Source organism: Streptomyces sp. NPDC037301, assembly GCF_055602785.1.
Window position 1 is genome coordinate 293,859 of record NZ_JBVJWD010000007.1, and the last position, 26,219, is coordinate 320,077.

Here is a 26,219-nt window from a genome sequence, read left to right on the forward strand (position 1 = left end):
AGACGTCGATCGCGTGGCGCAACTCCGAGCCCCCCCGGGTCTCCCACCACCCACACAGGGAGTAACGGCCCACCCCCACGGAGCGGGGCCTCTGGGGCCCCCCGCGACGGCTGTGCGTCCACGGCCTCGGGGTGGAGCGGCCGTGTCGTTCGGCCGCCACCCGGCGGCGACTACTCCATGGGATAGATGTCCCCGCTCGCCATGCCGCTGATCTGATCGCTCTCCGCTTCGATCCTGCGGGCCTTGTCCTTCAGGCGTTGGCGTTCCTTGGGGTCGGTGGTGCGCTCGGCCGCGTCCTTGAGATCCTTCGCCTTGGCGCGCATCTGCCTCACGCGACCGCGATATTCTTCTGATTCACTCATGATCACTCCTTGGATCTGCGGGCGGAGCGGGCCCACCACGGATCAGGCTTGGCCGGGGGCAGCCCACTCCAGGCAGCTACCCACTGTTACGCCCAACGCGGCAGTGGGTCATCCGCCGGCCCGGCGTCCGGGCGGCGACGCCGCCCGGACGCGGTTTCCCGCCTCCAGAGTAGGCAGGATGCGACTGACGTGGGCCTTCACCGTGCTCTCACTCATCCGTAGCCGCCCACCCGGGCCCGGCTGACCCGTCAGCCTCCGGACCGGCGCCAGGGACACCGGGATGCGCCGGCGCCTGACCAGCGGGCATCCGCGCTCAGGAGGCCGAGTCCGATCCCCAGCATCCAGGAGTCCTTGGCCAGCGGGATGCCGTTCTGGGTGGGCCGCAGGCTGCCGGGCTCCCGCATCCCGGGGACCCGCAGATACAGACCCAGCAGGCCGCTGGAGAACCCGGTCAGCACCAGTCCGGCCAGTCGGGTAGGCACGAAGGGGCAGAGCAGGGTTCCGCCGACGGTCATCTCCGTCAGAGCGAGCAGCCGGGTGAATCGCCTGGCCTCAATCTTCTTGAGGAACGGGTAGGCAATACAGGCCATGCCGTGCACGCCCTGGGCCATCTCTTCGTCCGCTTTCAGCTTGCCCAGGCCCGAGTTCAGGATGAACGCACCGGTGGCAAGGCGAGGGGGCACATCGCGCGGGTCGAGTGTGGTCATCATGGGAGCCTCCGTCGATCTGGTACTCGGCCCCTCGTCGAGCTTAGCCAGAAGGTGCCGGGAGCGCTCCACATGGAGTCCCGACCGCGCGCTGTGCGTTACGGCGTCCATGGGATCAGGCGGGAGGTGGGATCGGGCCGGGTGCGGTCCCGATTCAACCGGATGCGGTCCCGATTCAACTATGAGGTCGGGCTCACAGCCGCTGCCGACGCGTTATCCGTCACCGTGACCGGCTGCCCCTGGCTCGTCGTCTGCGAGGCGGTGCTCAAGCAGCTTCCGGACGACGGATCGGTGACGGTGGTAGTAGGCGAAGTGGACGCCGGACGCATCCGGCGCGGCTCCTTGGAGGGTGGTGTCGGTGTCACACTCTCATCCGACGTCCCTGCCGCATCGCGCTCCGCGGCCGGGGCTGTCCTGCCTTCGCCTCCCGGTACGGGCAATGTCGACTTCTGTTGATCGCGGAGCAACCTCGGACACGCCACTGCCGTCTTGATCCACAGCAAGGCGGTTCGCCGCAAGCGACAAGCCACGTCCGACCCCCACGAGTGCCCGGGTCCGAACCACCAGACAACTATGCACTGCATATATACACAAAATGTATAGTTGCCCCGCTGCCGACCCGGCCGCGCGCGAAAGGCTCCCATGCACAGCAAGGCACTGGCGCCCGAGTACCAAGGCGCCCTCACCAAGATGTCGGTGAACTCCTCACTCACGGATGTACTGGCAGAAGGAGTACGTCACTTGAGGGAGGCCGAGCACAGCGGATCGCAACAGGAAGTTGCGCGATGCGGGCTCGCGGTGGCCGAGGCACATCGCAGGCTCGGCAATGTGAAGGAAGCCGATCAGGCGTGGAAGGCCAGCTACCGGGCTGCCCGCTCGGCCGGTGACCTGGGGGCGATGGCCTGGGCGCTGTGGAGCGGTGGGACGCTCGCCCGGCAGCGCGGAGAACTCAGGCTCGCTTTCAGGCTGTTGGGGCTCGCAGCCGACATGGGAAAACGCGGTGGGGACATCGTCGCCCGCGGCTACTCCCTCGCCGGCCTTGCGGAGACCGGGCGAATACAGGGCGACTACCAGACCGTCGCGGTCCTGCACGAACAACTGCTCGCTGAGGCGCGCGCCCGTGGCGAGGCGCGCCACACCGTGTGGGCGCTGGAGGGCATCGCGCAGATCCACCGCAACACCGGATCGCTCGACAGCGCGCTGGCCATGTTCGAGGAAGCGGCACAGTTGGCCGGGAATGCGGACGACCGGCGTGGCCGCGCGTGGGCCCTGCGCGGCATGGCCGACATCATTTCCCTGCGGGACGACGATCCGGAACGCGCCCTGGCCCTGCTCACGGAAGCCGAACTCACCTGCCGTGAGATGAAGTTGTCCAGTGCGCTCGCGTACAACCACAAAATGCGCGCCAACGTGTTCTTCCGCGCCCGCCGTTACGAGGAGGCGCGCCAGGTCTACGAGGAAGCGCTCGCCGAGTTCCGCGCCATGGCCGAACCCCGCGGTGAAGCCCTGGCCCGGCTCGGTCTCGTCAAGTCGCTCGCCCGGCTCGGCCGCGACCGGAACGAGACCGCCGCCGATCTGGACGAATTGCACCGCACCCTGAGCCGCATCGGCCTGCTCAACGCCCGGGACATGGTGGACAAGGCGTACGCCGAACTCGGCGTGACACCGGTCGGTGGAGAGACGGACGAGGAAAGCGGACGGCGATGACACCACCACCCGTAACCCACCGGGCCACGGCACCGCAGATTCTCGCCCGCTGCCGCGATGTCGTACGCCCGGCGCTTGCACAGGCCGTGCAGCGTATGCACCCGTGGCACGCGGAGATGGCCGCCTTCTCCCTCGGGTGGGACACGGCGGACGGCACCCCGGTCGCGGGCTCACAGGGCAAAGGGGTGCGCCAGGCCCTCGCGCTGCTGAGTGCCGAGGCCGCCGGTGCCCCTGCGGAGGACGCTGTCGTCGGCGCGGTCGCCGTCGAGCTGATCCATGTCTTCTCCCTCCTGCACGACGACATCATGGACGGCGACGAGACCCGCAGACAGCGCGCCACCGTCTGGAAGGTGTACGGGACCGGCCCCGCGATCCTCGCGGGGGACGCTCTCTTCGCGCTGGCTGTACAGACTCTGGCCGACGCTCCGGGCGTGCACGGTGCGGCGGCGGTTCGGCACCTCGCCGGAACACTGACCGACCTGGTGCGCGGTCAGGCCGAGGACCTGCTCTTCGAGTCCCGTCCCTGGACCGGACCCGAATCGGTGCAGCCGCACGAGTACCGGTGGATGGCCGAGCACAAGACCGGCGCGCTGCTCGGCTGTGCGGCAGGCCTGGGTGGGGTGCTGGCCGGAGCGCCTGGCACGACCGTCGGTGCCCTTGCCAGGGCCGGTCGGCATCTCGGGGTGGCATTCCAGGCCGTGGACGATCTCCTGGGGATCTGGGGAGATCCGCAGGTCACGGGCAAGCCCGTCCACAGTGATCTGCGTCGGCTGAAGAAGACGTACCCCGTCCTCGCGGCCCTGGCCACGGACCACCCCGCTGCCCGGCGTCTCGCCACGCTCCTGGGCAGCGGCAACCCGCTCGACCGCACCGCCGCCCGGCGGGCGGCCGACCTCGTCGAGGAAGCCGGTGGGCGCTCCGCGACACTGGCCGAAGCCCACCAGCAGCTGGAGAGCGCCCGCCGCAGCCTGGACGGCGTTCCGCTGGCCCCGGCTGCGCTCGGTGAAATCCTCGCGCTTCTCCCGTTCTTCGTCGACCGCACCATGTGAACCGACGCGGGACCCCGACCGGGTCGCCGCTCCCCCGGCTCTCCCCGTCGGTTCCGGGGGGCCTGAACCCGGTCACCGGCACGACCCGAACGGCGGCGGAGAACTGACGGGTCCTCCGCGCCCACCGGAACTGCTAATACAGCAGCGGGGCAGGAGCCCGATGTTACTGGCGTGGTCTCAACGCGTCGACGGGCCGCGTCAGCCGGTGAGCCGGGCAATGAGGGCCCCGGCAATGATTGCCGGGGCCCTCGGGTGGAGTACTTCGGTGCGGTGGACGAGGCGGGGTGCGGTGACACGGACAGCGGCCGTGTCCGGTAGCGCGAGGGCGAGGGAAAGGGGTAGGGCGGTCAGCCCGTGCCCGGCGGCGACAAGCGTTCCGAGGCCGTGCACATCGGTTCCGCTGTACGTGATGTGAGGGCGGAACCCGTCGGTGTTGGCGGCGGCACGCAGTTGCGTGAGGGGAACGGCGGTGTCGGGTGCGTCGATCCAGTGGGCGTCGGCGAGGTCGAAGAGGCGCAGGGAGCGCCGTCGCGCCAGTGGGTGATCGGCCGGGAACAGGACAGCGAGGGGTTGCTCGGCCACCGCGAGGCCGGTCATGGGTCCGGCGTCCGGCAGCGGCAGCGGGTCGCTGGGCGCCGCGGCACCGTCGGCAAGGCCCAGGTCCGCGGCGCCCGTCAGCACCGCCTGCGCCACCGCTTCTCGCCCCAGCACCCGGATCTCCACGGCGAGCCCGGGCGCGTCGTTGCGCAGGTGGGCCAGCTGCTCGGCGACGGCGGGCGCGAAGGCGGCGGGACTGCAGGCAAGAGTCAGCCTGGCGCTGTGTGTCTGCCCGACCCGGGCGACATCGGCACGGGCCGCGTCGAGACGGAGCAGGAGCGGTCGGGCGTGTTCCATGAGCCGCTCGCCCGCTGCCGTCGGCCCGACCGGCCGGCGCTCCACCAGCCGAGTGCCGAGATCGTTCTCGAGGGCCGCGATGTGCTGCGACACGGCGGACTGGGTGTAGCCCAGGGACTGGGCGGCGGCGGAGAAGGAGCGGGCTTCGACGACGGCGACGAAGGTGCGCAGCAGATGCGGATCCATGAGTATCAGTATCGCTAATGAAAGATGCACTGATCATCGTTGGACGCGATACGGAAGCTGCGTTTCGATGGGGTTCATGAACCACACGTCACGTATCGCCCTGGTCGGCGACCGGGATCCGGCCGTCCGCTCCCACACCCGCGTCCCCGTTCTGCTGGAGTCCCTGCGCAACCGCGACGACCTCGACCTGGACGCCTACTGGATCCCCACGCAGGAAGCCGCGGAGGGCGTCGAGGGCTTCGACGCGGTCTGGATGCTGCCCGGCAGCCCTTACCGCAGTGAGTCGGGGGCGCTCGCGGCCATCCGTACCGCCCGCGAGGAAGGCATCCCATTTCTGGGCACCTGTGGGGGCTTCCAGCACGCCTTGCTCGAGTACGCCCGCAATGTCTGCGGCGTGGCCGGTGCCGGTCACACCGAGAACGCGCCGCAGACCTCCGCCGAAGACGCGGTGGTAATCCCGCTGGCCTGCTCGCTGGTCGGCCACGAGGGTGCGATCAGGCTCACCGACGGCTCATGGGCCGCCCGGCTCCTGGGCGCCGAACGCACGGTGGAGCGCTACTACTGCACCTACGGCCCCAACCCGCGCCACCTGGACCTGCTGCGCTCGCACGGGCTGCACTTCACGGGCGTCGACGATGCGGGCGAGGTCCGTATCGCCGAACTCCCGGCACACCCGTACTTTCTGGCCACCCTCTTCCAGCCCGAACTGTTCGGCGACGGCACCCGGCCCCACCCCTTGATCACAGGACTGGCGGAAGCCGCCGTCCGTCACGCGCAAGGCTCACTCTGATGCAGGTCCGGGACGATACCCCTCGGAGCTGGAGGACTCGCGTGGCGGTCGCGGTGGCCGCGTACGTACGAGCGTGCACGGTCCCCGATGCCCATGCCGCCAGCCCGCTCGCGCCGGTGCCGGACGCCGCACTGACCGCGATCCGCACCGACATGCCGAAACCGCACCTGGGCGTGCCCCCGCACTATTCGGACGTCACGTCCGGGGGCTCGTAGTGGGTGGTCCAGCCGCGGCGTATGTCCCAGGTGCCACCGTCGGCGGAGGCTCCCCGTAGACCGTGGACGATGTCTGCGCCGGCGAGCTCGACGAGCCGCGGGGTGCCGAGCGAGGCGAAACCGAAGGTGCGGGCCGGATCCCAGTCGGTGGACTGACGAAGGCGCCGGATGAGCTGCGCCACTCCGAGCGGCGCGCCTGCCAACACCCACGCGTCCGGGGCCTGGGCGTTCAGCCGCCGGGCGGGACGCAGCCACGAGGCCGCGTCCTCGGGCCAGTCGACGACAGCGAGCACATCCCTGTGCAGGGCCTGCCAAGCGCGGATGAACGCCTGGGCGGCGCTACGGGACTCGCCGTCGCGCCCGTGCCCGACGGCAACGGACCGGATACGCGAGCGGGGCGCGGTCAGCAGGCCGATCAATGCGGCCAGCTCCGCTTCCGTGTGGGCATTCGGTGCCGGGCTGTCGGCGACAGGGTTGCGGAGCCTGGGTGACCTGCTCCGCGCGGCATCTTTGATCAGGCTCATGAGGTGTCCCCGGGGGGCTCTGTTCCTGCTTGTCTCTCCAGTTCTCTTTCCAGTTCTCTTTCCAGCAGGCGTACGCCTCCGGCAGGCACACCGCACACGGTCGGTATCCGGCCTCGATGGCAGTGGCCTCGTCGGCGAAGAACACGCGCTGGGACACATAGTGGCCGCGGGCTGTCGCCCTCAGCGCGGAGGGGCAGTCCAGCCGCCCGTACAACCGGCCCCGCCGGTGTCCGCCGAGGGTGCCCGGCGTGGTGCTGCGGCTGGGCTCGCCGTCGCGGCCGAGCAGTGTGCGGACGCGGTGACCGGCTTCTTGGCGGGCATCGGTGCGGTCGTTCATCTGGCGTCGTGGAAGACGAGGCCGAGGGTGCGGCGCCGGCCGGAGCGGACGGTGCTGACACCGTGCCGCATGGGCGCGGTCGACCAGCCGCGCTTGGAGGCGACCGGCCGGTCGCGGGTGGTGAAGACCAGCCCGTGTCCCTGGAGAAGGGCGGTGGCCGATCCCCGGGACTGGGCGCGGGCGCGCTGCTCGATCACGAGGAAATCGCCACCGGTGTAGTCGGTGCCCGGCGCGTCGAGTCCGATGACGACCTGGAGTGGGAAGAGCATGTCGCCGAAGACGTCGCGGTGCAGGGCGTTCCAGTCTCTGGCACCGTAACGCAGAAGGAACTGGCCGGACTTGGACTGTCCGGCCTCGTGACACGTGTAGAGCCATTCCTCCAACTCGTCCGGCCATGGGGCGGACTTTCCCGATTTGTCGGCCCAGGCACGCGCGATCGGGAGCAGGTGCGGGTAGAACGCCTCGCGCAACTCCCGGACCACGTCGGGCAGATCGTGGGTGAATTGACCTCCTCCCCCACATGAATCCGCGTCAAGGACCGGATCAATCGTCCTACTTGTCTCCGAGGCCCACCCTCGCCTGTGACACCCGGAGCCGTGAGATGGGACGGATCAGTACGCCGGCGCGGCAAGGGCCCTCGGTCAGGTCGCAGGCGACAGAGTCCTGTGCAGCCGCTACCCGGCGCCGATCACCGCCGCCCCCACGACGGCGGTGGAGATCGAGCTCGCCAACAGTACCGTCGGAGAAATCTTCTCGGGCGACGTGTTCGCCGGCCGCGTTGTTGGCGGCGGGGCGTGATCGAGGAGGGCGCCGACGACGGAACGGCAGTCCTACCAGTAATGCCGTCGACCTCCCACCGCATGCCCGACGGCACCCAGGATCCAGAGAACGATGCCGATCACGACGAGCACAACACCGATCGTCCAAAGGATCGAGATACCTGCCACCAGGCCGATGACCAGCAGAATGACACCGAGGATGATCATGACGACCTCCTGTCTCACATCTTCACCCAGTATGCGCCTGACGCCTTCGCGGGGTGATACGGGTCGCGCGAGGAGCATCGCCTCCGGCGCGGAGGCACCATAGGAAGGGAACCTTCATTTTTGGCTGCCACCGTAGGCCGGGGCAGGAGAGTGTCCGGCAGTGTCATCTCACCGGTCACGTACTGCACGCCTGCAAACGACTCCCGTGAGCGGAATCCGTGACCGCTGTGCCGCGGAGCGCCTCTACGACGAGTACGTCGAGGCCGCCGCCGTTCACAAGCAAGTAGTGGTGTTGCGCGGCGTCATCGACGGCCTGCTCGCGGCCGCGTGCGGGCGGCAGAGGGGTAGCCGTCGTGCGAAGTGTGGACGCCACTACTACGGTGCTGCTCGCCGCACTCGCCCGGGGTCTGGTGGAAACAGCGGCCCGTCAATGGCAGGCGGGCAGTGCGGCGCCTCAGCACAAAGTGGGTGCTCTGCGTCTGGCCGGCCGGTCAGGCCTGGAAGGTCAGTTGGTGCACCCGCTGACCATGTGTCCGGCCTCTGCCGCGGACGTGACGCGCGCACTGTTCGATCACGTGCGCGAGGCGCTGGAGGACAGCGGCGACGCGGCCGCAGCCGAAGAAGCACTGGACTCGCTGCTGAGAACCGGGAACGGTGCCCGCGTCCAGCGAGAGCTGCTCCGGCGGACCGGAAGCCTCCGGGACCTCGTCACCGAATGCATCCGCCGCACTCGCGGGTGACCGGCGTGGCCCGGTACAGAACGCTCACCTCGTATGCGTCGCCGGAGACCTGCACGCGGAACTCCGGCGGCAGCTGGATCGACAAGCCGGTCAGCGACGACAGCCGCAGGTGGATGGCCGGTGGCTCCGCCCGTAGGGGTGACTTCCTGCGCATGTCGCCGCGGGAGCCCGGGAGGACGCGGCCCAGGCTGGTACCAGCAGGGAATGCCCAGGCCATCGCATCCGCAGCCCGACAACACGGACCCCGGCGTACCGTCCGAAGGACGACGGCACCGGATCCGCACCGCGTCACGTCAGGCGCTGCGCGGCATCACCCGCCCTGCGAACCGGATCCCGGGCGCGCAGCATCCGCCGCCCGGCCCGCGGTACGAGCCACGCGTGAACCCCACGCTGCAGACGGCCGCTGCCTACGCATGGCGAATCCTCGTCGTGGGAACCGTCGTGTACGCCGTCTTCTCAGCGCTGGGACGGTTCCACGAGGTAGCGGTAGCCGTCTTCCTCGGCCTGGTCGGCACCGCGATGTTGCGCCCGGTGGCGGATCTTCTGGCTCGTCCGATGCCGCGGCCGCTCGCTGTCGCTGTGTCGCTTGTCGGCAGTATCGTCCTCGTCCTCGGCGTTCTGACCTTCATCGGCGAGGTGGTCGCGGCAGAACGCGCCGGGCTGGAACGGGAGTTCGGCGACGGCCTGATCAGGATCGAACACTGGCTGGAGGGGCCACCGTTCCGGCTGAACCCCAAGACGCTCGACGACATGCAGTCCCGGATCGGGCAGTTCCTTTCCAGCCATCGCTCCACCCTCATCAGCACGGCTCTCAGTGGCGTGGGCCGGCTGGTGGAGGTGGTCACCGTGTTCGTTCTCGCATTGTTCTGCTCGGTCTTCTTCATTCACTCGGGCGACCGGCAGTGGGACTGGTTCTGCGACCAGCTTCCGGAGACGGCCCGGGCCCGGGTGACGATCGCTGGCCGTGCGGCGTGGCGGACGTTCACCGGATACACACACGGCATCGTCCTGGTGGCGGCGACCAACGCAGTGCTCGTCGGGCTGGCCCTGTTCGCACTCGGAGTACCGCTGGCCCTCCCCCTGGCGCTGCTGGAATTCTTCGCCGCCTTCATTCCATTGATCGGCTCACCGGTCGCCCTCGCGATCGCCGCCGTGGTGGCTCTGGCGGCGAAAGGCCCGATCGTGGCGGCCGTCGTCATCGCGCTGATCGTGGTCATCGGCCAGATCGAGGGCCATCTCCTGCACCCGATCGTGATGAGCCGGGCCGTCCGCCTGCACCCGGTGGTGGTCGCACTCGCGGTGATCGGCGGCGCCATCGCTGCGGGGGTGCTGGGCGCGGTGGTGGCGGTACCGCTCGTGTCCGTCGTCTGGTCGGCCCATCAGGCCCTGCGCCCGGCACGCGAATCCGCGCAGGCGAAGGATTGAGGGATGCCCGGGGCGGAAGCGAGACAGAAGCCTCTCGGACAGGGACGCGGCCGCTTCCGGGAACCCGGCCCTGACCAGGCCGTGCACCGCGATCGCGGTGTCGTGCGGCCAGATGGAACCGATGTGATAGCCGTACGGGTCGTAGGCAACGGAGTCGCTGCTCAGCGTTCGCAGACCATGGCCCGAGTCCAGGTCGGGCGCGCTGAGCCTGGCGGCCAGCAGGGCGCTCTCCTCGTGGTTGAGCAGGTCCGTGCCCAGCAGGTGGCCGAAGCCCGAGGTGACCGAGTCCACCGGCTTCTTCTCCCGGTCGAGCGCAACAGCCGGGTACGGCCCCCGCTCGTCCTCCACCCAGAAGTGGCTGCGGAAACGGTCCCGCAGCCGCTCGGCCCACTCCTCCCACCGGTCGGCGCCGGGGCGGCCGAAGGCGCGCAGCAGGTCCGCACCGCCGCGGGCCGCCTCGTACGCGTACGCCTGGACCTCGCAGAGCGCGATCGGGGAAGCGGCGAAGCGTCCGTCGCGATACCGGATGGAGTCGCCCGAGTCCTTCCAGCCCTGGTTGGCCAGGCCCCGTCCGGTGTGGTCGATGTACTTCAGGAAGCCGTCCCCGTCCGCGTCGCTGTGGTCGCGCATCCAGGCGAGGGCGGACTCCGCGTGCGGCAGGAGCTGTTCGACCTGCTCGGGCGCGAGGCCCCAGCGCCAGGAGTCGTGCAGCAGGTCGATCCAGAGCGGGGTGGCATCGACCGTGCCGTAGTAGCAGGGCGGCAGGGCGAAGTTCTCGTTGAAGTTCTGGGTGGCGCGGCGCACTTCGTGCAGGATCTTGCCGGGCTGTTCCTCGGTGTCCTGATCGGACTTCGTGCCCTGCCGGCGGGTAAGTGTGCGCAGCGTACCTGCGGCGAGACCGGTGCCCAGCGGCAGCAGCATGCGGGCCGCCCACAGGGAGTCGCGGCCGAAGAGGGTGAGGAACCACGGGGCTCCGGCAGCCAGGAACTGGTCGGCGGGCTTCTCCGGGTCGGTCAGCCGCAGCCGGTCGAGGTCGGCGGCCGACTGGCTCAGCCAGTGATCGAAGCGCCGGTCGGCGCTGCGCAGGACGGGCGTACGCCAGGGCAGGCTGTCGGCAGGTGGCGCGGGGAACTGGTCGCCGTCCTCATGCGCGGCGTCGCAGCGCGGTACGGCGGTCCATGACGCGCCGGGAGCGAGTCGGCTGTTCGGGCTGAGCCAGGCCGCGGACGGGGTGCCCTTCCTGCGCTGGCTGGGCAACTCGGCGCTGGTGGCGGTGGTGGTGACCGTGGGCCGGGTGCTGTTCGACTCCATGGCGGGATACGCGCTGGCTCGGCTGCGCTTTTGGGGCCGCTCCGCACTGTTCGGCTTTGTGCTCTCGGTGATGGCGGTGCCCGGAGTGGCCCTGCTCATCCCGAAGTTCCTGGTGCTCAACACCTTCGGGCTCTTCGACACGTACACCGGTATGACCCTGCCGTTGCTGGGTGGACGCGGCGGGCATCTTCATCATGAAGCAGTTCTTCGAATCGGTACCGCGCGAGGTCGAGGAGGCCGCACGGGTCGACGGGGCGGGTGTGTTCCGGATCTTCTGGTCCGTCGTCCTGCCGATGGCCAGACCTGCGTTGATCACCCTGACGATCCTGTCGTTCCAGGGGTCGTGGAACGAGTTCACGCACTTCCTCGTCAGCACGCAGTCCGGCCACTACGAGACGCTCACCACGGGTCTGGCCCGCTTCGTCTCGGGCGGACTCGGCGGCGGAACGCCGTATCCGCTGAAGCTGGCGGCGCTGCTCTCCACCATCCCGGTGGCCGCGCTGTTCTTCTGCTTCCAGCGCTACTTCGTGAGCGGCGCCAACGCGGGAGCGGTCAAGGAGAGAGTTCCGACGCACCGACCGGACCGGGCTCCGCTGTTCTGAGCGTAATGGTCCTGATCACCTAGACTCGGCGGATGGCGAAGTATTTCGACGTGCACCCCGAGAATCCTCAAGCGCGCACCATCCGCTCCGTGGCCGACAGCATCCGCGCCGGCGCGCTCGTCGCGTACCCGACGGACTCCTGTTACGCATTGGGGTGCCAGCTGGGCAGTCGTGACGGCATCAGCCGGATCCGGTCGATCCGCAACCTCGACGACCGTCACCATTTCACCCTTGTGTGCCAGAACTTCGCGCAGCTTGGTCAGTTCGTGCACATCGACAACGATGTGTTCCGCGCGATCAAGGCAGCGACACCCGGCAGTTACACCTTCATCCTCCCCGCGACGAAGGAGGTGCCGCGTCAGCTGTTGCATCCGAAGAAGAAGACGGTCGGAGTCCGGATTCCCGACCATGTCGTCGCTCAGGCGCTGCTCGCCGACCTCGGTGAGCCGCTGCTGTCCAGCACCTTGCTCCTGCCCGACGAGGACGAGCCGCTGACACAGGGCTGGGAGATCAAGGAACGGCTCGACCATGTGGTGGACGCCGTGGTCGACTCGGGCGACTGCGGCACCGAGCCGACCACGGTCATCGACTTCTCCGGCGGTGAGCTCGAGATCGTACGCCGCGGGGCGGGCGATACCGCACGGTTCGAGTAGCCGCGCCACGGGCATCACGGTACCTGCTGAGCGGCCTCCGTGCCGGAACGTCGGTGACTCATGTGCGGGGTGCCTGCGGCACGGTCGCGAGGGCGGGGTTGCGGCAGCGCGGCGGACGGCCCGGGCTCCGCAGAGCGCCCTGGTGTGCGATGCACTCGGTGAGCAGGCGGTTGAACACCGCAGGCCGCGCCGCTGCGAGCCGGCCCTCCCTCCCGTCACTCCGCAGCACTCGCCGCCAGAACCCCGACCCCAGGAACCGGCACGCACGGTCAGCAGAGCCCTCGGACCCAAACCCGGGTGGTTCTCCGGGCAGCCCCAGGACCCGGCGGTCCGGGAACGACAGGTACGAGTGGTGCCAGGCGCCCGCAGTAGGCGTCCGGCGGACTCGACTCCGAGCCCGGCCCGCCTCGGCGGCCCGGGACGTTCAAGTGGTGCGAGCCGGCCGGACCGGACGCTCCCAGAGGCCGCCCAGGTGCGCGTGGAGGACGTCCTGCGCCTCTTGCGGAGTGAGATGGCCGATGAGGACATGCGCCGTGAGGCCGTCCGCAAGGGCGAGGAGGGTGCGGGCCTCGCGTCGCGGATCGAGGGGCACGGCACGGTCGGCGCCTTCACCGGCTTCCGAGATGAGGCGGGTGAACGCCTTTTGCAGGGCTGCGTAGTTCGCCTTCAGCGTCCTCGCGAGGGCCTCGCTGACGGCCGCCTGCGCAACGAAGGCGAGCCAGACCCTGGCCTCGGCGCGGTGCTCCTCCTGGAGCAGTGAGATCTCGGTCACCGCATGCCCCAGGGCGGTGCCGGCCGACTGGGCGGGGCTCCTGACGAGGCGGGCCTGTACGCGCTCACTGATCCGCTCGCCGATGTGCCCGAGCGCGAACACGAGCATTTCTTCCTTGGTACGGAAGCATCGTTGAACGGCGCCCATCGACACCTGCGCACACGCGGCGACATCTCGAAGGGTCACGCCCTCCAGCCCGCGTTCGTCGGCGATTCGGCAGACGGCCTCAGCGATTCGGCGACGCCGGTCTGCGTGATCCACCTGCTTGGGCATACCCGGTCGCCTCCCTGGTTCCGCGGTGCTACATTCCGCAGCTCACTTTATCCGATGCGCTCGTATCGGTTCGGGGGCTACAGTTCCGATGCAAGCGCATCGGAACATGGATGGGAAAGGACACGAGCACATGCAGGATGCCCTGTGGAAGATGCCGGCCACCGCGCAGGCGGAGGCGGTGCGCCGCGCAGATGTCTCGGCTGTCGAACTGGTCGACAGCCACCTGGAGCGCATCGCCGAGGTCAACCCGCAGATGAACGCGGTCACGCAGCTCCTGGCGGAGCGCGCACGCGCCGCCGCAGCGCAGACAGACCGCCGTCGGGCCGCCGGTGAAGCGCTGGGGCCGCTGGCGGGCGTGCCGTTCACGGTGAAGGAGAGCACCGCCGTCGAAGGCGTACCGACCACTTTCGGCACGGAGCGCTTCCGCGATCTGGTGGCGTCGGCCGACGCGCCCCCAGTGGCCCGGCTGCGCGCAGCCGGGGCCATCCCCATCGGGCACAGCAACATACCCACCCTGATCCTGGCGGGGATGCACACGCGAAGCGAGCTCTTCGGCGACACGGCCAACCCATGGGACCGCGGCCGGACCCCGGGCGGCACCAGCGGAGGCGACGCGGTGGCCGTCGCCACGGGCATGGCAGCGCTCGGGCTCGGCAACGACTCCGGTGGATCGGTGCGCATCCCGGCCCAGTTCTGCGGCGTGGCCGGGCTGAAGCCGACAACCGGGCGCTTCCCCGCGGACCACCGCGTCCTCGGCCCCGACGACCCCGGCCCGGCGTCCCAGATGCTGGTCACCGACGGCCCGCTGGCGCGGAGTGTGGGCGATCTCCGGTTGGCGTTCGAGGTGCTGGCCGGGACCGACCCGCGCGACCCGCGGGCCGTACCAGTACCTGCCTACGGCGAACCGCTCCCCGGGCCTGTGAAGGTCGCGGTCGTGGCGGACCCGGGTGGGCACGGCGTTCACCCCACGGTTCGCGGGGCCGTCGAGACCGCGGCCGAGGTGCTGCGCGACGCCGGGTACGACGTGCGGGAGGTGCAGGACGTTCCGAGACTGGACGAAGCGCTCGAAGCGTACGGCCGGATCACCGTGACCGAGTTCGCTGCGACCTGGCCAGTGGTGCGGAAGCTGCTCGGAGCAGGCGGGGACCGCTACATCGAGATGACGATGGAGCAGACGCCGCCGGCAAGCGCGGACGAGTTCATGAAGCTGATGGGCACCTGGATGAACATCCGCCGCTCATGGGCCGAATTCCTCGACGAATACCCGCTGTTGCTCGGCCCGGTATTCACCGAGCCACCGGTCGAGCCGGGACTGGAGTCACGCGACAGGGCCGGACGGGACCGGGTCGGCTCGGCGATGCGCCTGTGCACCGTGACCAGTTTCGTGGGTGTGCCCGGCGTGGCCGTACCGACCGGAGTGGCCGACGGACTGCCGTCCGGGGTGCAGGTCGTCGGGCGCGCCTTCCGCGAAGACCTGTGCCTGGGCGCGGCGCAGGCGATCGAGGACCGGCTCGGAGTTCTCACACCGGTCGACCCGCGCCCGCGCCCTCGTTCAAGACCACACACCGCCGGGCCCTCGGCGCCTGTGCTGTCGTAGGCTGACCGCCCGTGGACCGGTCTCAGCCCTGCGGTGATCCGGTGAGCAGATACCCGGCATACGGCACACGGCCCCAGAGAACGGCACCCCGATGGCAGAGACAGCACCTCCCGAGCCCGGCTCCCCCCTCGAAGTCCCCTGCCCCGTCCCCTCCTCCCCCACGCTCGGCTCGCCCGGCCCTTCCTGCCCCGGTCCGGCCGCGTGGCCGCAGCCCAGCCGGCCGGACCGGATGCGCAGTCTGCTGGATGCCGTGATGAGTCTGGGACGGGGCCTGGAACTCCCGGAGGTGCTGCGCGGCATCGTGGAGGCAGCGGTGACGCTGACCGACGCGGAGTACGGAGCACTCGGCATAGTCGGGGACGGGCAGAAGCTCCTGGAGTTCCTGCCGGTGGGCCTGTCGGACCAGCTCGCGGCCAGGATCGGGCAGTCACCGTGCGGCCGCGGAATCCTCGGCGAGCTGATCCGTCACCCGGAACCGCTGCGGCTCACCGATCTGAGCAGCCACCCGCACAGCTTCGGTTTTCCGCCTCATCATCCGCCCATGCGCACCTTCCTCGGCGTACCGGTGCGGGTGCGTGACGAGGTGTTCGGCAACCTCTATCTCACCGAGAAACGGGGCGGGGTGAGCTTCGACGCCGACGACGAGGCGGTGCTGACCACCTTGTCGATCGCCGCCGGAGTCGCCATCGACAACGCCAGGATGTACGACGAGAGCCGCCGCCGGGAACGGCGCCTGGAGGCACTGGGCGAAATCACCCGCACCCTGCTCTCGGGAACGGAGGCCGACGAGGTGCTGCATCTGATCGCCGAGCGGGCGATGGAAGTGGCGGGGGCCGACCGGGCAGCGATTCTGCTGCCCACGGCGCGGCCCGGTTCCGCGCCCCTCTCAGAGGCTCCGGCGGCAGCAGCGGCCGAGGAACGCCTCACCGTTGCCGTCGCCCATGGCCGGGACTCCGACCGTGTAACGGGGTTGTCCGTTCCGGCGTCGGGATCGCTGGCCGGGCTCGCCGCCCGTACCGGAACGCCTGTGCACTGCGCCGACGTCCGTACGGATCCCCGGGCTCATCCGTTCGGCGACGGTACCGAGGACGGTCTGGGCCCGGTGGTGGCGGTGCCGTTGCAGATCGATACCGGAGCACTGGGCGCATTGCGCCTGGGGCGGCCGGCGGACCGCCCGCCGTTCGACGAGACCGAGGTCGAACTCGTCTCCGGCTTCGCCGACCAGGCGGCCATCGCACTGGAACTGGCCCGCAGACGGGCCGAGTCCGAGGAACTCGCCGTGATGCACGACCGGGACCGGATCGCCCGCGATCTGCACGATCTGGCGATCCAGCGGCTGTTCGCGACCGGGATGACTCTCCAGAGCACCACCCGGGCCATCTCGGACCGCCCGGAAGCGGCCGAGCGGGTCAGCCGGGCAGTGGATGATCTGGACACCACTATCCGGATCATCCGGTCCACCATCTTCGATCTGCGCACGGCGGACGGTTCGGGCCGCAGCGGGCTGCGGCACCGGATAGCGGAGACCGCTCGTGCGGCGGCACATGTCCTCGGCTTCCGGCCCACGGTGCGGATCGACGGGCCGGTGGACACCACCGTCCCGGACGAACTCGCCGAACACGTGGTGGCGGTCGCCGCCGAGGCGGTGTCCAACGCGTCCCGCCATGCCCGTGCGAGTCGTATCGGCATCGTGCTGTCGGCCGACGACGCGGTGACCCTGACCGTCACGGACGACGGCATCGGGATCCCGGCCGGTGACACGACAGCTCCCCAAACGGGGACAGCGATCAATGACGGCGGTCAGCCGACAGTGCGCGGCAGTGGGCTGGCCAACATGCGTACGCGGGCGGAGCTGTGCGGCGGCACACTCGCCGTCGAACGGCCGACGGGCGGCGGCACCCGGATCACATGGTGCGTCCCGCTCCACGACTGACGTCTGATCACCTGTCAGATTCGCCGGACCGGGGTTTGCCCCTGGCGGTCCTTGATCCGGCCGACAAGCATCGCGGCGTGAATCCGGCGGCCGACGCCCAGTTTGGCGAGGATCGAGGAGATGCGGTTCTTGACGGTCTTCTCGGCCAGGAAGAGGCGTTCCGCAATTTCGCGGTTGGTGAGGCCCTCGCCGATGAGGTCCAGGATCTGGCGCTCCCTGGTTGTGAGCTGTTCCAGTTCCGATGCCTCCGACTCCTCGGCGGGGGTCCGCTGGTGACCCCGCAGCCGTGCCATCACACGAGCTGTCGTCCGTGGATCGAGCATCGAGGTGCCGGACGCGACCGTGCGTACGGCGGCGATCAGATCGGCTCCGTTGATCTGCTTCAGTACGTAGCCGGCCGCGCCCGCCATGATGGCGTCGAACAGTGCCTCGTCGTCATCGAACGACGTCAGCATCAGACATGCCAGTTCGGGCATGAGGGCACGCAGTTCCCGGCATACCTCGATACCGGCGTGGTCACCGCGGGGGTCGTCGCCGAGCCTTACGTCCAGTACGGCGACCTGTGGCCTGCTGGCCGGTACGCGGGCCAGCGCCTCCCTGGCGTTGGACGCCTCGCCGACGACGTCAATGCCGTCTTCTGCCTCCAGCAGATCGCGTACGCCGCGCCGGACGACCTCGTGGTCGTCGAGGATGAAGACGCGTACGGGGGCCGCGGACTGCGGCGGCGTCGTGCTCAGCGGGGACTTCGCGAGGTCATTCACACCATGCTCGATCGATTCGGGGAAGGGGGGTCTTGGACCAGTATGTGCGTCCGTCCGCAGGCCGGTTCGCCGGGGTGTCACAGCATGTCGTAGAGGCTCTGAACAGGGCCGAAAGGCCCTGTGGCCAGGGCCGGTCGGCAGGCTGGACGCGGTGCCATACTGACGCCGCCGAGATCGTCCGGGCGCTACGGACGTCTCTCCGTCCCGGCCACCCACCGTGCTGTCCCAAGGAGTCACCGGTCCATGAACACCCCGAGCGAGGACTACCACGCACTGCTCGCGCGGCATGACGCGATGCGGCTGCGACGACGCATCCTGTCCCCGGCCGGAGCCGGCGCCGAACCGTGGTGCGCCGAGGCACCGCAGCCGTACGACGGAACGTCCGACCAGCAGCTGATCAGCGAATTCCTGCCGCTGGTAAGCCCGCTGGAGGAGCTGATCGCCGAACTGTACCGGGTCCTGTTCGAGCGGCATCCATATCTGCGGTCGTTGTTTCCCGAGTCGATGGCGTTCCAGCAGGCCCATCTCGTCGGGATCTTCCGCCATCTGATCGGCAATCTGCACCGTACGGACGAGATGATCGCCACCTTCGCGCAGTTGGGCCGCGACCATCGCAAGCTCGGTGTGCGCCCCGCGCACTTCGAGGCGTTCGAGGCGGCGCTGATCGAGGCGCTGCGCATGCGTGCGGGCGCCCGGTGGACCGGTGCCCTGGAGGACGCCTGGCTGCGAATGCTGCGGCTCGCCGTTTCGGCGATGGTCAGGGGCGCGGACGAGGCGATCGCCGAACCGCCGAGCTGGGAGGCGACGGTGGCTTCGCACGAGTTCCGTACGCCGGATCTCGCGGTGCTGAGGGTGCGCCCCCATCAGCCCTACCCCTTCAGAGCCGGGCAGTTCGCGTCCTTGGAGTCGCCGCTGCTGGAGCAGGCATGGCGTCCTTACTATCTGGCCCGAGCGCCGCATCCGGACGGGGAGTTGGAGTTCCATGTACGGGCCCGGGGTGCCGACGGAGTGAGTGATGCGCTGGTGCACGGCACGCAAAAAGGCGGCACCGTCCGCCTCAGCGCACCGCGCGGCGCGCTTGCCCTGCCCGATCACACCCCGTCCGCCAACGTTGCGTTGATCGCCTCCGGTACCGGATGGGCCGCGATGAAGGCGCTGCTCCAGCAGTTCGACGCCGAACGGTTCCGTGCGCACCGGGTGCGTCTGCTGCTGGATGGAGGGGCGGGTGAGGGCGTGTACGACGCGGCGTTCCTGGAGGCGTTCCGGCGCGGACGCCCCTGGCTGACCGTCCTCACGGCCGGTCAGGCCGACCCGGCCGGTCCCTCCGCGGACCCCGGCCTGCGGGCCCTGGACGGAATACTGGCGCAGCGACCCGGGGCCGCCGCCCGGCCACACGTCTATCTGGCCCTGGAACCCGAGGCATCCACTACAGACTCGGCGCGGGCCGTCGCCGCCCGGCTGGCCGCCGCCGGAGTCCCGGCCACGCACGTCCATCACGACATCACCGGCATCGTGCGGGTCACAGAAACGTCCGCCAGTACGGCCAGAACCGGATTGCTATCAGCATGACGATGGCCAGGCACCAAGTCACCGGCACCGCAAGGGGGAACTCCAGTACCGCCGCGACGAGGGCGCGTGGGGCGGGCAGGACGCCATGGCGCAGATTGTGCACGGTGGTGTGCCAGAACACGAAGATCGTGGCCACCCACACGAGTACGCACCACAGGCAGAGCGCGCCGATGTCGTACAGCGCCTGCGTCATCAGCCACATGCAGAAGCCGGCACCGAACAGGGTGCCCAGGTTCAGCCCCAGCCAGTACCACCGTCGGTAGCGCGCACCTGCGAGCAGGCCCGCGCCGGTCCCCATCACCACCCCGAAGGCGATCAGTCCGATGAGCGGATTGGGGAAGCCGAACACCGACGCCTGTTCGCTGCGCATCACATCCGCGCAGGACACCACGGGGCTCAGCGAGCAGGCGGGAACGAAGCCCGGGTCGGCGAGCAGTTCGAACTTGTCGGTGGTGATCACAAAGGAGCCGAGCAGCCCGAGGGCGGCGGTGATCAGCAGCAGCCATGCGAATCCCCGGCGCGCCCCGGTCCGCTCCCGTTCGTCGCGCGTTCCCGAAGCACCGTCGTTCGCCCGGCCCTCCGAGGAGTGAGCCTCCCGGTCATCGGCCTCGGGGGCTTCCGCCACCATCTCCGACTCACGCGCCGACGCGCTCATGCCCGCCCCCGCACGGAGCCGTCCGGCCAGACGACCTCCACCCGGATTCCACGCGCCCGGGCAAAGGCAACCAGATGTGCGGTGGCGTCCCGGCCGTCCGACGGCGAACCGTCCCACACGGCAAGCACGGTCCGGCACGTCTCCACCAGACGTTCATCGGCGCTGACGCAAGCGTTGCGGTCGGCCGGATCAAAAGCCAGCAGCCGCACGCTCTCGGCCAGGACCAGCAGTTCCCCTGCGGCCCGCCGGTCCCGCTCGGGCAGCACTGCGGGCACCGCGCCCTGGGTCGGCAGCAGTACCGTCAGCTTCCGTCCGGCCTCCCGGGCGGCGCGCCCGAACACGAGCGGCAGCCCCGCCCCGACCCGTACGAGAGCGGCCACGCCCTCTGCCAGGCAGTCCAGCCGCGCTCTCAGTTCAGCCTCCACCAGCGCCAGAGTTCTGTTGTTGAGGTCTCTGTGTCCGACGACCGCGATCACCGCGTTCCCCTCCTGTGCACATCCGCACTGCCCGCTCCGACCGAACGCTCCACAAGCCGCGGCCCGGCCCCCGGAGCCGCCGTTGGGCCGGCCCGCGGCATGCGGTCCACTGCAGTGAACCCTCGGGGGTCCGACGCCGCTAGGGCCGTTCGGCCCTGGGCCGTTCGGCCCTGGTGTGGGGACGGCAGCACGCGATGTACTCGTGCGGCAGTCGAGCAGATCAGGAGACGAGGCCGCCCCATGAGCCACGCAGATCATCAGTCGCCGCGGTCGTCCGTGCCCGTGGCCGCGTCCACGTCGTCGGCGTCGGCCCCGGCTCACGGCCCGGCGGCCACCGGGCCACGCCGCACAGTCGAGTTGACGGGCGCTCAGGCGCTGAGTCTGCTCGGCGGGGCGCCGCTCGGGCGGATCGTCTTCACCCAGCGCGCGCTGCCCGCAATCCGGCCGGTGAACCATCTGCTGGACCTCGGCCAGATCGTCATCCGGTCCCATCAGGACTCGGACCTGTTCGCCCAGGCGCGGCACCATGGCGGCCAGGGAGTCGTGGTCGCCTACCAGGCGGATGACATCGATCCGCTGACCCATCTGGGCTGGAGCGTCGTCGCGACGGGATACTGCCGCCCCGTGACCGATCCCGATGCCCTGATGCGCTACCAACGGCTGATCAGGCCCTGGTCCGACCGGGTGATGGACTGTGCGGTCCGCATCCGTCCGCATCTGGTCACCGGGATCCGGCTGACGGTCTGATGCAGCGTCTGCGTGCTGAAGCACTTCTCTCTCCGTAGCTCGCTCCGTGGGCGAAGTGTCCGGGTCACACCAGGGCCCACTTGAGCCGCCTTTGACTGGAACACACGGCTGAGACCATCGGCCCACCTGGTCCGACCAGCCACTGTTCCCCGGGGGCGCGGACGGTGCCCGTCCCGGCGGGCACCGTCCGCGTTTCTCAGTGCTGTGCAGCCGGGGAGGTGCCGTGGAGCCCGGTGCCCACGCTCCCAACCCGAAGGCGACGCCGCGGCCCTCCTCGATGCCGATCCCGGTCCTTGCGCATCGTGGCCGAGCGCGGGGCTCGACGCGTGATGGAGCTGTCGTGGCACCGCTGCGACGACCGATGATTCACGCGGCCCAGGATCACCAACACCTCCCCGGAGAACAGGTACTGGCATCCCGATGAAAGGGCGGGACCAGCCGGCCCGATACCGTTCACGACCTGCGGCGGCGCTCAGTGGATTTCTCCGGGAATCCCTCGGAACGTACGCCGGTAGGCGAGCGGCGACACACCGATGACTGCGTGCAGATGCTGGCGGAGCGACGTGCCCGTCGCGAAGCCGACCTGGGCGGCGACGTCGTCCACCGGTAGGTCGGTGGATTCGAGCAGATGCCGTGCCCGGTAGACCCGCTGCTGGATGAGCCACCGCCCCGGACTCGTTCCGACCTCCTCGCCGAAGCGGCGGGCAAAAGTACGCAGGCTCATACGTGCATGGTCGGCGAGCCCGGCCAGGCTCAGAGGCTCGTGAAGGTTCTCCAGCGCCCACTGGCGGGTGGCGGCCGTGCTGTTCGAGGAGGTCTCGGGCACCGGCTGGTCGATGTACTGCGCCTGCCCGCCGTCCCGCCAGGGCGGTACGACACAGATGCGAGCGACCCAGTTGGCCACTTCGCTGCCGTGGTCCTTGCGTACGACGTGCAAGCAGACGTCGACACCGGACGCGGCGCCCGCGGATGTCAGCACATCGCCGTCGTCGATGAACAGCACATCCGGATCGAGCGCGATGTGCGGAAACCACTCCCGGAAGACGCCGGCGAGCGCCCAGTGCGTAGTGGCAGGACGTCCGTCGAGCAGACCGGCTGCAGCGAGGACGAAGGCGCCCGTGCAGATGGACACGATGCGCGTGCCCGGTGCCACGCACGCGAGAGCCGCCGTGACAGCCGCAGGCGCCTCCCGCGCGATGAGCGAGGTGGCGAATGGTGGGATGACCACGGTGTCGGCCATGCGCAGAGCGTCCGGGCCGTGCTCGACAGTGATGGAGAAATCGGAGTTGGTATGCACTGGACGGCCGTCGACGGTGCAGGTCACGACCTCGTACAGGCCCTTTGCGGCCCCGAAGACCCGGCTCGGAATGCCCAGCTCGAACGGGTACACCCCGTCCAGGGCCAGAACGGCTACACGGTGAACACTTTCCATGGCAGGATCCTGTCGAAAGATGGCAATCACGCCATGGTACGGAGCGGCGGGGTCCGCGACGCTGAACGCATGAGCCAGCACACAGCGGATAGCACGGCCACCACCGCCCCCGCCACCATGCGCGCCATCAGCCAGGACGTCCACGGAGCCCCAGATGTACTCAAGGAAGTGCGACTGCCGAAACCCGTCCCGGGACCGAGCCAGATCCTGGTCGCCGTCCGCGCGGCCGGGGTCAACCCCACCGATTGGAAGCACCGTGCCAACGGGATTCTCCTGGACCGGCTTCCGCTGGTCCTGGGCTGGGACGTCTCAGGAGTCGTCGAGGCTGTCGGCTTTGGCGTCACTCTCTTCAAGCCGGGCGACGAAGTCTTCGGCATGCTGCCCTACCCGTACGGGGTCGGCTCCCACGCCGAGTATGTGACCGCCCCGGCACGCGCCTTCGCCCGCAAGCCGGCCGGTATCGGCCATATCCAGGCCGGGGCCCTCCCGCTTGCCGCCCTCACCGCGTACCAGGCTCTCGTCGACACCGCCGACGTGCGCCCCGGGCAGCGGGTCCTCGTCCACGCGGCCGCAGGCGGCGTCGGCCACCTCGCAGTCCAGATCGCCAAGTCCCGTGGGGCGTACGTGATCGGTACCGCGAGCGCCCCCAAACACGACTTCGTCCGGGCACTTGGCGCGGACGAGATGATCGACTACCGCAGCGTCGACTTCGCCGAGGCCGTCAAGGACATCGATGTCGTCCTTGATCCCCTGGCGGGCGAGACCCGAACCCGTTCGCTGAACGTCCTGCGTCCTGGCGGTGTTCTCGTCTCGCTGCTGTACGGCGGTTCCCCGGACGAGGCACAGCGGGCCGCCGAGTTGGGCGTCCGTGTCGAGACCCTCCTTGTCGAGGCCGACCACGCCGGCATGAACGCGATCGCCGACCTCGTCGGGGCCGGCTCCCTCCATGCCCACGTCGAGGCCACGTTTCCCCTCGCCGAAGCACCCGAGGCCCACGCCCTCGGCGAGACCGACCGGACCTCGGGAAAGATCGTGCTGGTCGTGACGGAGCCCGCAGCAACGGAGTTGTGATCCCTCTGGCAGGGTCTGCGATGCGAATTCCCGGACAGACGGCCGGAGTCGCGGTGCCAGACCCTGCCGGCGGTCGATGACGCACAGCGCCTCGCGGACGTTCGTGCCCAGAGCCACTCAGGTCAGGGCCGGTCCATGTCCTCTGGAAGCGTGCCGAGAAGTGCCTGCAGCCGTGCGGTGGTGAGGATGCCCACGGCGAAGCCGTCCTCGTCGACGACGGGCAGGATCGTCAGGGACCGCTCGCGCATGGCGGCTGCGGCCTCCGAGGCGAGCATGCCGGGGTGCGCGAACGGGCCGCAGTCGTGCGCGATGTCACGGACCCGGGTGTTCTCGGCGTACCAGGGCTTCGCTGCGTGGGCGGTGAGCTGGTCGAGAGTGATGATTCCGGCGCACCGGCCGGTGTCGTCACGGATGAGTACGTACTGGCTGTGGGATCCGCGAAGGACATCGAGTGCCCTGTCGATGCTGATGTGGTCGCTGACTTGCAGGTCCGGCGCGATCATGGCGTCGGCGGCTGTGGGACTCATTCGAGAGGTGATCGTCGGCTCCAGGGACTTGGCGGTGCGCGGCTCACGCCCGGCGGGCACGAGAGGGCGCACCTGCTGAGGGCTCGGCGGCCCTGAGATCTTCGAGAGGTTCGGCCCGGCCGGCCAGGACGCCACTGAGGATGCCGCGGGCCACGGTCAGCAGGTCGGCATCCTCGGGCGTGACGAGGCGGTCAAAGACGGTCCAGCCTTCCTTGCGGGTGGCGACCGGATTGGCGCGTCGCGGGACGGCCGGCCGCCGAGAGGGGTGGGCGGCCTCGGTACCCACTCCGGAAGCAGCTCGGCGACAGCGTGCTCCCGCCGGCTGAGCAATTCGAGAGCGCGGATGCGCACCGGGTTGCCGAGAGTTTTGGAGAAGTCGGCCTTGAGCTGGTGCGGAGGTGTGCTCATGACCGCCGCCTCCAGGAGTTCGGGGCCGGGCGCCGGTACACGGCACCCGGCAAGCACGGGTCGTCCGCGCGAGCGCCGCCGTCCCGGTTGCCGGGTCCGGCCGAGTTCGATGGCGGGTACGGTCCGGCTGGGCCGACAGTGCCTCGCCGTGCGGTTTCAGCACGGCGAGGCAGATGTGCGCGTCGATCGGGCGTGGGTCGGATGAGGGCATGGGCCTCTGGAACCGGTGCGTCCCGGTTGGGGTGCACGGACAAGGACACCGCGGCCCGATTCCGGCGGGCCTGGGTTCTTCGTCACGTCACGCAGGCGGATCCGTCACTCGCCTTCGAAGTCGTATCCGATCACTCGGAAGCTCGCTCCCACGCCGTCGTTGACGAACACGCCTCCGTCGACGCGCTGCGGGAACACGCCCGAGGTGGCGCCGTAGGGTCCGACGACGGCGACGGGGCCGCCGTTGTCGCAGGTCGCCCCGCTGAAGACCTCGACGGTCCTCCGGCTCTCGTTGAAGATGTTGAAGCTCGTGGCGCCGAGGCCGCTGGCCGCGGTGACGCAGCCGCCGGGGTAGGCGGAGTACGTCCGATCGTTGAAGTGGATCCTGCCCTCGTCGTAACCCCGACCCCCGCCGTGGCCCCTGCCCTCGTCGTTACCTCTGCCCTCGTCGCCTCCGCCTTCGTCGTTGCCCCTGCCCTGGTCGTTGCCCCTGCCCTGGTCACCCTTTCCGGCGTCGCCCCCGCCGTTGGAGGCCGGAACTGGGACTGCGGCCTGTCGCACGACCGGGGCTGCCGGGGCTGCCGGGGCCGGCTGGGCCGGCCGTGCAGGCCGGGCCGACTCGATGGTGGCGGCCGAGGTGAAGGTGCTGCCGGTGGCTGCCAGGGCCATGGCGGCCGCGAGGGCGGCGGTCACGACGGTGGAACGTGTAACCATGTCACTTCTCCTGTCTCAGAGAGGCCAGCTGCGTAGCCGGCCCGTGACTGAACGTACTTACGCTCCACAGGGCTGTCATTTCGGGCATATCGAACGGCTGACACCAAGCACCGATCGGGATACCACCCGAGCCGGATAGCCCGCAAAGGCTCATCACCGGTTGACACGCCGAAGGACCGGCATGGGCAGCGGTGCTGCTGCCTGTGCCGGTCCTGGCTTGCGGTGCGGGTGCTGAGTCTGTGGCTCAGTAGGCGGAGTTGACGTTGTCGATCGACCCGTAGCGGTGGGCGGCGTAGTTGGCGGCCGCGGTGATGTTGGCGACGGGGTTGGCGAGGTCGTGGGCGGTGCCGGCGACGTGGTAGGCGTTGAAGGTCGGCTGGATGACCTGGAGCAGGCCCTTGGAGGGTATGCCGTTGCGCGCGTTGACGTCCCAGTTGTTCTGGGCGTTGGGGTTGCCGCTCGACTCGCGCATGATGTTGCGGTGCAGGCCTTCGTAGGTGCCGGGGATGCCCTTGGCCTTCATGATGGCCAGCGACTCCTTGATCCAGCCGTCGAGGTTGTTGGCGTAGCCCCTGCCGCCCTGGGC

At 69.7% G+C, this 26,219-nt stretch carries 26 protein-coding genes and 5 pseudogenes; 14 read left to right on the top strand and 17 right to left on the bottom strand.

What is annotated here, in order from left to right; genetic code table 11:
* Nucleotides 1–170: 170 nt before the first annotated feature.
* Complete coding sequence (locus ACZ7IB_RS15090; protein ID WP_327271280.1) at nucleotides 171–362, bottom strand: DUF6381 family protein; 192 nt, start codon at nucleotides 360–362, stop codon at nucleotides 171–173.
* Between the two features lie 248 nt (nucleotides 363–610).
* On the bottom strand, nucleotides 611–1,072 hold the full coding sequence (locus tag ACZ7IB_RS15095) for a hypothetical protein (RefSeq protein WP_470912897.1): 462 nt from the start codon (nucleotides 1,070–1,072) through the stop codon (nucleotides 611–613).
* 159 nt (nucleotides 1,073–1,231) lie between these two features.
* Here ACZ7IB_RS15095 and ACZ7IB_RS15100 point away from each other — a divergent pair, with 159 nt between their 5' ends.
* From ACZ7IB_RS15100 to ACZ7IB_RS15110, 3 genes are all read left to right on the top strand, one after another.
* Nucleotides 1,232–1,525 (top strand): hypothetical protein, encoded by a 294-nt coding sequence (locus ACZ7IB_RS15100; RefSeq protein WP_470912898.1) that lies wholly within the window; start codon nucleotides 1,232–1,234, stop codon nucleotides 1,523–1,525.
* A 186-nt stretch (nucleotides 1,526–1,711) separates the two neighbouring features.
* Entirely contained in the window at nucleotides 1,712–2,776 is a 1,065-nt protein-coding gene (locus ACZ7IB_RS15105) for a tetratricopeptide repeat protein (protein ID WP_470912899.1), read from the top strand.
* Nucleotides 2,773–3,825 carry a polyprenyl synthetase family protein gene (locus ACZ7IB_RS15110; protein WP_470912900.1) on the top strand — a complete coding sequence of 351 codons (1,053 nt, stop codon included), beginning with the start codon at nucleotides 2,773–2,775 and terminating at the stop codon, nucleotides 3,823–3,825. Before ACZ7IB_RS15105 ends, ACZ7IB_RS15110 begins: the two co-directional genes overlap by 4 nt.
* A gap of 198 nt (nucleotides 3,826–4,023) precedes the next feature.
* Here the strand turns inward: ACZ7IB_RS15110 and ACZ7IB_RS15115 are convergent, their stop codons facing one another.
* Complete coding sequence (locus ACZ7IB_RS15115) at nucleotides 4,024–4,905, bottom strand: LysR family transcriptional regulator (protein WP_470912901.1); 882 nt, start codon at nucleotides 4,903–4,905, stop codon at nucleotides 4,024–4,026.
* A gap of 76 nt (nucleotides 4,906–4,981) precedes the next feature.
* Here ACZ7IB_RS15115 and ACZ7IB_RS15120 point away from each other — a divergent pair, with 76 nt between their 5' ends.
* Together ACZ7IB_RS15120 and ACZ7IB_RS15125 are read left to right on the top strand one after the other, a co-directional pair.
* A complete protein-coding gene (locus ACZ7IB_RS15120) occupies nucleotides 4,982–5,695 on the top strand; it encodes a CTP synthase C-terminal region-related (seleno)protein (protein WP_470912902.1) in 714 nt (237 codons plus the stop codon).
* Between the two features lie 41 nt (nucleotides 5,696–5,736).
* Nucleotides 5,737–5,910, top strand: coding sequence for a hypothetical protein (locus tag ACZ7IB_RS15125; protein ID WP_470912903.1), 174 nt, complete (start codon nucleotides 5,737–5,739; stop codon nucleotides 5,908–5,910).
* Here ACZ7IB_RS15125 and ACZ7IB_RS15130 read toward each other — a convergent pair.
* From ACZ7IB_RS15130 to ACZ7IB_RS15145, 4 genes and pseudogenes are all read right to left on the bottom strand, one after another.
* Nucleotides 5,880–6,434, bottom strand: coding sequence for a hypothetical protein (locus ACZ7IB_RS15130; protein WP_470912904.1), 555 nt, complete (start codon nucleotides 6,432–6,434; stop codon nucleotides 5,880–5,882). The two genes, ACZ7IB_RS15125 and ACZ7IB_RS15130, sit on opposite strands and share 31 nt — an antisense overlap.
* 88 nt (nucleotides 6,435–6,522) lie before the next feature.
* Nucleotides 6,523–6,771: pseudogene (locus tag ACZ7IB_RS15135) on the bottom strand (metal-binding protein); the annotation flags it as partial.
* Nucleotides 6,768–7,286: pseudogene (locus tag ACZ7IB_RS15140) on the bottom strand (2OG-Fe(II) oxygenase); the annotation flags it as partial. The pseudogenes ACZ7IB_RS15140 and ACZ7IB_RS15135, both read right to left, overlap by 4 nt.
* A 315-nt stretch (nucleotides 7,287–7,601) precedes the next feature.
* On the bottom strand, nucleotides 7,602–7,757 hold the full coding sequence (locus ACZ7IB_RS15145; protein WP_093899206.1) for a DUF6131 family protein: 156 nt from the start codon (nucleotides 7,755–7,757) through the stop codon (nucleotides 7,602–7,604).
* Between the two features lie 362 nt (nucleotides 7,758–8,119).
* Here ACZ7IB_RS15145 and ACZ7IB_RS15150 point away from each other — a divergent pair.
* Together ACZ7IB_RS15150 and ACZ7IB_RS15155 are read left to right on the top strand one after the other, a co-directional pair.
* A pseudogene (locus ACZ7IB_RS15150) lies at nucleotides 8,120–8,497 on the top strand (carboxylate--amine ligase); the annotation flags it as partial.
* A 204-nt stretch (nucleotides 8,498–8,701) separates the two neighbouring features.
* Nucleotides 8,702–9,922: an AI-2E family transporter gene (locus ACZ7IB_RS15155; protein ID WP_470912905.1), complete on the top strand. Its 1,221-nt coding sequence runs from the start codon at nucleotides 8,702–8,704 to the stop codon at nucleotides 9,920–9,922.
* An 84-nt stretch (nucleotides 9,923–10,006) separates the two neighbouring features.
* Here ACZ7IB_RS15155 and ACZ7IB_RS15160 read toward each other — a convergent pair.
* Nucleotides 10,007–11,332 (bottom strand): annotated as a pseudogene (locus tag ACZ7IB_RS15160) (amylo-alpha-1,6-glucosidase); the annotation flags it as partial.
* Nucleotides 11,333–11,403: 71 nt separating this feature from the next.
* Between ACZ7IB_RS15160 and ACZ7IB_RS15165 the strand changes: the two are divergent.
* Together ACZ7IB_RS15165 and ACZ7IB_RS15170 are read left to right on the top strand one after the other, a co-directional pair.
* Nucleotides 11,404–11,835, top strand: coding sequence for a carbohydrate ABC transporter permease (locus ACZ7IB_RS15165; protein WP_470912906.1), 432 nt, complete (start codon nucleotides 11,404–11,406; stop codon nucleotides 11,833–11,835).
* Nucleotides 11,836–11,867: 32 nt separating this feature from the next.
* The gene (locus tag ACZ7IB_RS15170; RefSeq protein ID WP_093899210.1) at nucleotides 11,868–12,488 is read left to right on the top strand and encodes an L-threonylcarbamoyladenylate synthase; all 621 of its coding nucleotides are present in this window, start codon (nucleotides 11,868–11,870) and stop codon (nucleotides 12,486–12,488) included.
* 424 nt (nucleotides 12,489–12,912) lie between these two features.
* On the opposite strand, the gene ACZ7IB_RS15175 is transcribed toward ACZ7IB_RS15170, so the two are convergent.
* Nucleotides 12,913–13,533, bottom strand: a complete 621-nt coding sequence (locus tag ACZ7IB_RS15175) for a TetR/AcrR family transcriptional regulator (protein WP_470912907.1) — start codon at nucleotides 13,531–13,533, stop codon at nucleotides 12,913–12,915.
* 130 nt (nucleotides 13,534–13,663) lie between these two features.
* Here ACZ7IB_RS15175 and ACZ7IB_RS15180 point away from each other — a divergent pair, with 130 nt between their 5' ends.
* Together ACZ7IB_RS15180 and ACZ7IB_RS15185 are read left to right on the top strand one after the other, a co-directional pair.
* On the top strand, nucleotides 13,664–15,130 hold the full coding sequence (locus tag ACZ7IB_RS15180) for an amidase (protein ID WP_470912908.1): 1,467 nt from the start codon (nucleotides 13,664–13,666) through the stop codon (nucleotides 15,128–15,130).
* A gap of 229 nt (nucleotides 15,131–15,359) precedes the next feature.
* Nucleotides 15,360–17,063 carry a sensor histidine kinase gene (locus tag ACZ7IB_RS15185; protein ID WP_470912928.1) on the top strand — a complete coding sequence of 568 codons (1,704 nt, stop codon included), beginning with the start codon at nucleotides 15,360–15,362 and terminating at the stop codon, nucleotides 17,061–17,063.
* A 14-nt stretch (nucleotides 17,064–17,077) separates the two neighbouring features.
* Here ACZ7IB_RS15185 and ACZ7IB_RS15190 read toward each other — a convergent pair whose 3' ends face one another.
* Nucleotides 17,078–17,824: a response regulator transcription factor gene (locus ACZ7IB_RS15190; protein ID WP_470912909.1), complete on the bottom strand. Its 747-nt coding sequence runs from the start codon at nucleotides 17,822–17,824 to the stop codon at nucleotides 17,078–17,080.
* Nucleotides 17,825–18,067: 243 nt separating this feature from the next.
* On the opposite strand from ACZ7IB_RS15190, the gene ACZ7IB_RS15195 reads away from it, so the two are divergent.
* Complete coding sequence (locus ACZ7IB_RS15195) at nucleotides 18,068–19,393, top strand: globin domain-containing protein (RefSeq protein ID WP_470912910.1); 1,326 nt, start codon at nucleotides 18,068–18,070, stop codon at nucleotides 19,391–19,393.
* On the opposite strand, the gene ACZ7IB_RS15200 is transcribed toward ACZ7IB_RS15195, so the two are convergent.
* Complete coding sequence (locus ACZ7IB_RS15200; protein WP_470912929.1) at nucleotides 19,344–20,021, bottom strand: vitamin K epoxide reductase family protein; 678 nt, start codon at nucleotides 20,019–20,021, stop codon at nucleotides 19,344–19,346. The two genes, ACZ7IB_RS15195 and ACZ7IB_RS15200, sit on opposite strands and share 50 nt — an antisense overlap.
* A 23-nt stretch (nucleotides 20,022–20,044) precedes the next feature.
* Nucleotides 20,045–20,524, bottom strand: a complete 480-nt coding sequence (locus ACZ7IB_RS15205; RefSeq protein ID WP_470912911.1) for a hypothetical protein — start codon at nucleotides 20,522–20,524, stop codon at nucleotides 20,045–20,047.
* Between the two features lie 240 nt (nucleotides 20,525–20,764).
* Here ACZ7IB_RS15205 and ACZ7IB_RS15210 point away from each other — a divergent pair, with 240 nt between their 5' ends.
* Nucleotides 20,765–21,271, top strand: coding sequence for a pyridoxamine 5'-phosphate oxidase family protein (locus ACZ7IB_RS15210; protein ID WP_470912912.1), 507 nt, complete (start codon nucleotides 20,765–20,767; stop codon nucleotides 21,269–21,271).
* Between the two features lie 472 nt (nucleotides 21,272–21,743).
* Here ACZ7IB_RS15210 and ACZ7IB_RS15215 read toward each other — a convergent pair whose 3' ends face one another.
* Complete coding sequence (locus ACZ7IB_RS15215; protein ID WP_470912913.1) at nucleotides 21,744–22,703, bottom strand: GlxA family transcriptional regulator; 960 nt, start codon at nucleotides 22,701–22,703, stop codon at nucleotides 21,744–21,746.
* A 117-nt stretch (nucleotides 22,704–22,820) separates the two neighbouring features.
* Here ACZ7IB_RS15215 and ACZ7IB_RS15220 point away from each other — a divergent pair, with 117 nt between their 5' ends.
* On the top strand, nucleotides 22,821–23,774 hold the full coding sequence (locus tag ACZ7IB_RS15220) for an NADP-dependent oxidoreductase (protein ID WP_470912930.1): 954 nt from the start codon (nucleotides 22,821–22,823) through the stop codon (nucleotides 23,772–23,774).
* Nucleotides 23,775–23,896: 122 nt separating this feature from the next.
* Here ACZ7IB_RS15220 and ACZ7IB_RS15225 read toward each other — a convergent pair whose 3' ends face one another.
* The 4 genes and pseudogenes from ACZ7IB_RS15225 to ACZ7IB_RS15240 form a co-directional block, all read right to left on the bottom strand.
* A complete protein-coding gene (locus ACZ7IB_RS15225; RefSeq protein WP_470912931.1) occupies nucleotides 23,897–24,301 on the bottom strand; it encodes a CBS domain-containing protein in 405 nt (134 codons plus the stop codon).
* 43 nt (nucleotides 24,302–24,344) lie between these two features.
* Nucleotides 24,345–24,709 (bottom strand): annotated as a pseudogene (locus tag ACZ7IB_RS15230) (transcriptional regulator).
* 315 nt (nucleotides 24,710–25,024) lie between these two features.
* Nucleotides 25,025–25,633, bottom strand: a complete 609-nt coding sequence (locus ACZ7IB_RS15235) for a hypothetical protein (RefSeq protein ID WP_470912914.1) — start codon at nucleotides 25,631–25,633, stop codon at nucleotides 25,025–25,027.
* A gap of 244 nt (nucleotides 25,634–25,877) precedes the next feature.
* Nucleotides 25,878–26,219 (bottom strand): transglycosylase SLT domain-containing protein (locus tag ACZ7IB_RS15240; protein ID WP_470912915.1); only part of this gene is annotated, 342 nt, incomplete at its 5' end.

Bases quoted from the DNA above. Each gene is read 5' to 3' on its own strand.
- ACZ7IB_RS15120 (WP_470912902.1), top strand. From the start codon at position 4,982: ATGAACCACACGTCACGTATCGCCCTGGTCGGCGACCGGGATCCGGCC.
- ACZ7IB_RS15105 (WP_470912899.1), top strand. From the start codon at position 1,712: ATGCACAGCAAGGCACTGGCGCCCGAGTACCAAGGCGCCCTCACCAAG.
- ACZ7IB_RS15130 (WP_470912904.1), bottom strand. From the start codon at position 6,434: ATGAGCCTGATCAAAGATGCCGCGCGGAGCAGGTCACCCAGGCTCCGC.
- ACZ7IB_RS15155 (WP_470912905.1), top strand. From the start codon at position 8,702: ATGCCCAGGCCATCGCATCCGCAGCCCGACAACACGGACCCCGGCGTA.
- ACZ7IB_RS15185 (WP_470912928.1), top strand. From the start codon at position 15,360: ATGCGCAGTCTGCTGGATGCCGTGATGAGTCTGGGACGGGGCCTGGAA.
- ACZ7IB_RS15215 (WP_470912913.1), bottom strand. From the start codon at position 22,703: ATGGAAAGTGTTCACCGTGTAGCCGTTCTGGCCCTGGACGGGGTGTAC.
- ACZ7IB_RS15200 (WP_470912929.1), bottom strand. From the start codon at position 20,021: ATGGTGGCGGAAGCCCCCGAGGCCGATGACCGGGAGGCTCACTCCTCG.
- ACZ7IB_RS15220 (WP_470912930.1), top strand. From the start codon at position 22,821: ATGCGCGCCATCAGCCAGGACGTCCACGGAGCCCCAGATGTACTCAAG.
- ACZ7IB_RS15225 (WP_470912931.1), bottom strand. From the start codon at position 24,301: ATGAGTCCCACAGCCGCCGACGCCATGATCGCGCCGGACCTGCAAGTC.
- ACZ7IB_RS15090 (WP_327271280.1), bottom strand. From the start codon at position 362: ATGAGTGAATCAGAAGAATATCGCGGTCGCGTGAGGCAGATGCGCGCC.
- ACZ7IB_RS15095 (WP_470912897.1), bottom strand. From the start codon at position 1,072: ATGATGACCACACTCGACCCGCGCGATGTGCCCCCTCGCCTTGCCACC.
- ACZ7IB_RS15170 (WP_093899210.1), top strand. From the start codon at position 11,868: ATGGCGAAGTATTTCGACGTGCACCCCGAGAATCCTCAAGCGCGCACC.
- ACZ7IB_RS15180 (WP_470912908.1), top strand. From the start codon at position 13,664: ATGCAGGATGCCCTGTGGAAGATGCCGGCCACCGCGCAGGCGGAGGCG.
- ACZ7IB_RS15100 (WP_470912898.1), top strand. From the start codon at position 1,232: ATGCGGTCCCGATTCAACTATGAGGTCGGGCTCACAGCCGCTGCCGAC.
- ACZ7IB_RS15195 (WP_470912910.1), top strand. From the start codon at position 18,068: ATGAACACCCCGAGCGAGGACTACCACGCACTGCTCGCGCGGCATGAC.
- ACZ7IB_RS15110 (WP_470912900.1), top strand. From the start codon at position 2,773: ATGACACCACCACCCGTAACCCACCGGGCCACGGCACCGCAGATTCTC.
- ACZ7IB_RS15235 (WP_470912914.1), bottom strand. From the start codon at position 25,633: ATGGTTACACGTTCCACCGTCGTGACCGCCGCCCTCGCGGCCGCCATG.
- ACZ7IB_RS15115 (WP_470912901.1), bottom strand. From the start codon at position 4,905: ATGGATCCGCATCTGCTGCGCACCTTCGTCGCCGTCGTCGAAGCCCGC.
- ACZ7IB_RS15210 (WP_470912912.1), top strand. From the start codon at position 20,765: ATGAGCCACGCAGATCATCAGTCGCCGCGGTCGTCCGTGCCCGTGGCC.
- ACZ7IB_RS15175 (WP_470912907.1), bottom strand. From the start codon at position 13,533: ATGCCCAAGCAGGTGGATCACGCAGACCGGCGTCGCCGAATCGCTGAG.
- ACZ7IB_RS15145 (WP_093899206.1), bottom strand. From the start codon at position 7,757: ATGATCATCCTCGGTGTCATTCTGCTGGTCATCGGCCTGGTGGCAGGT.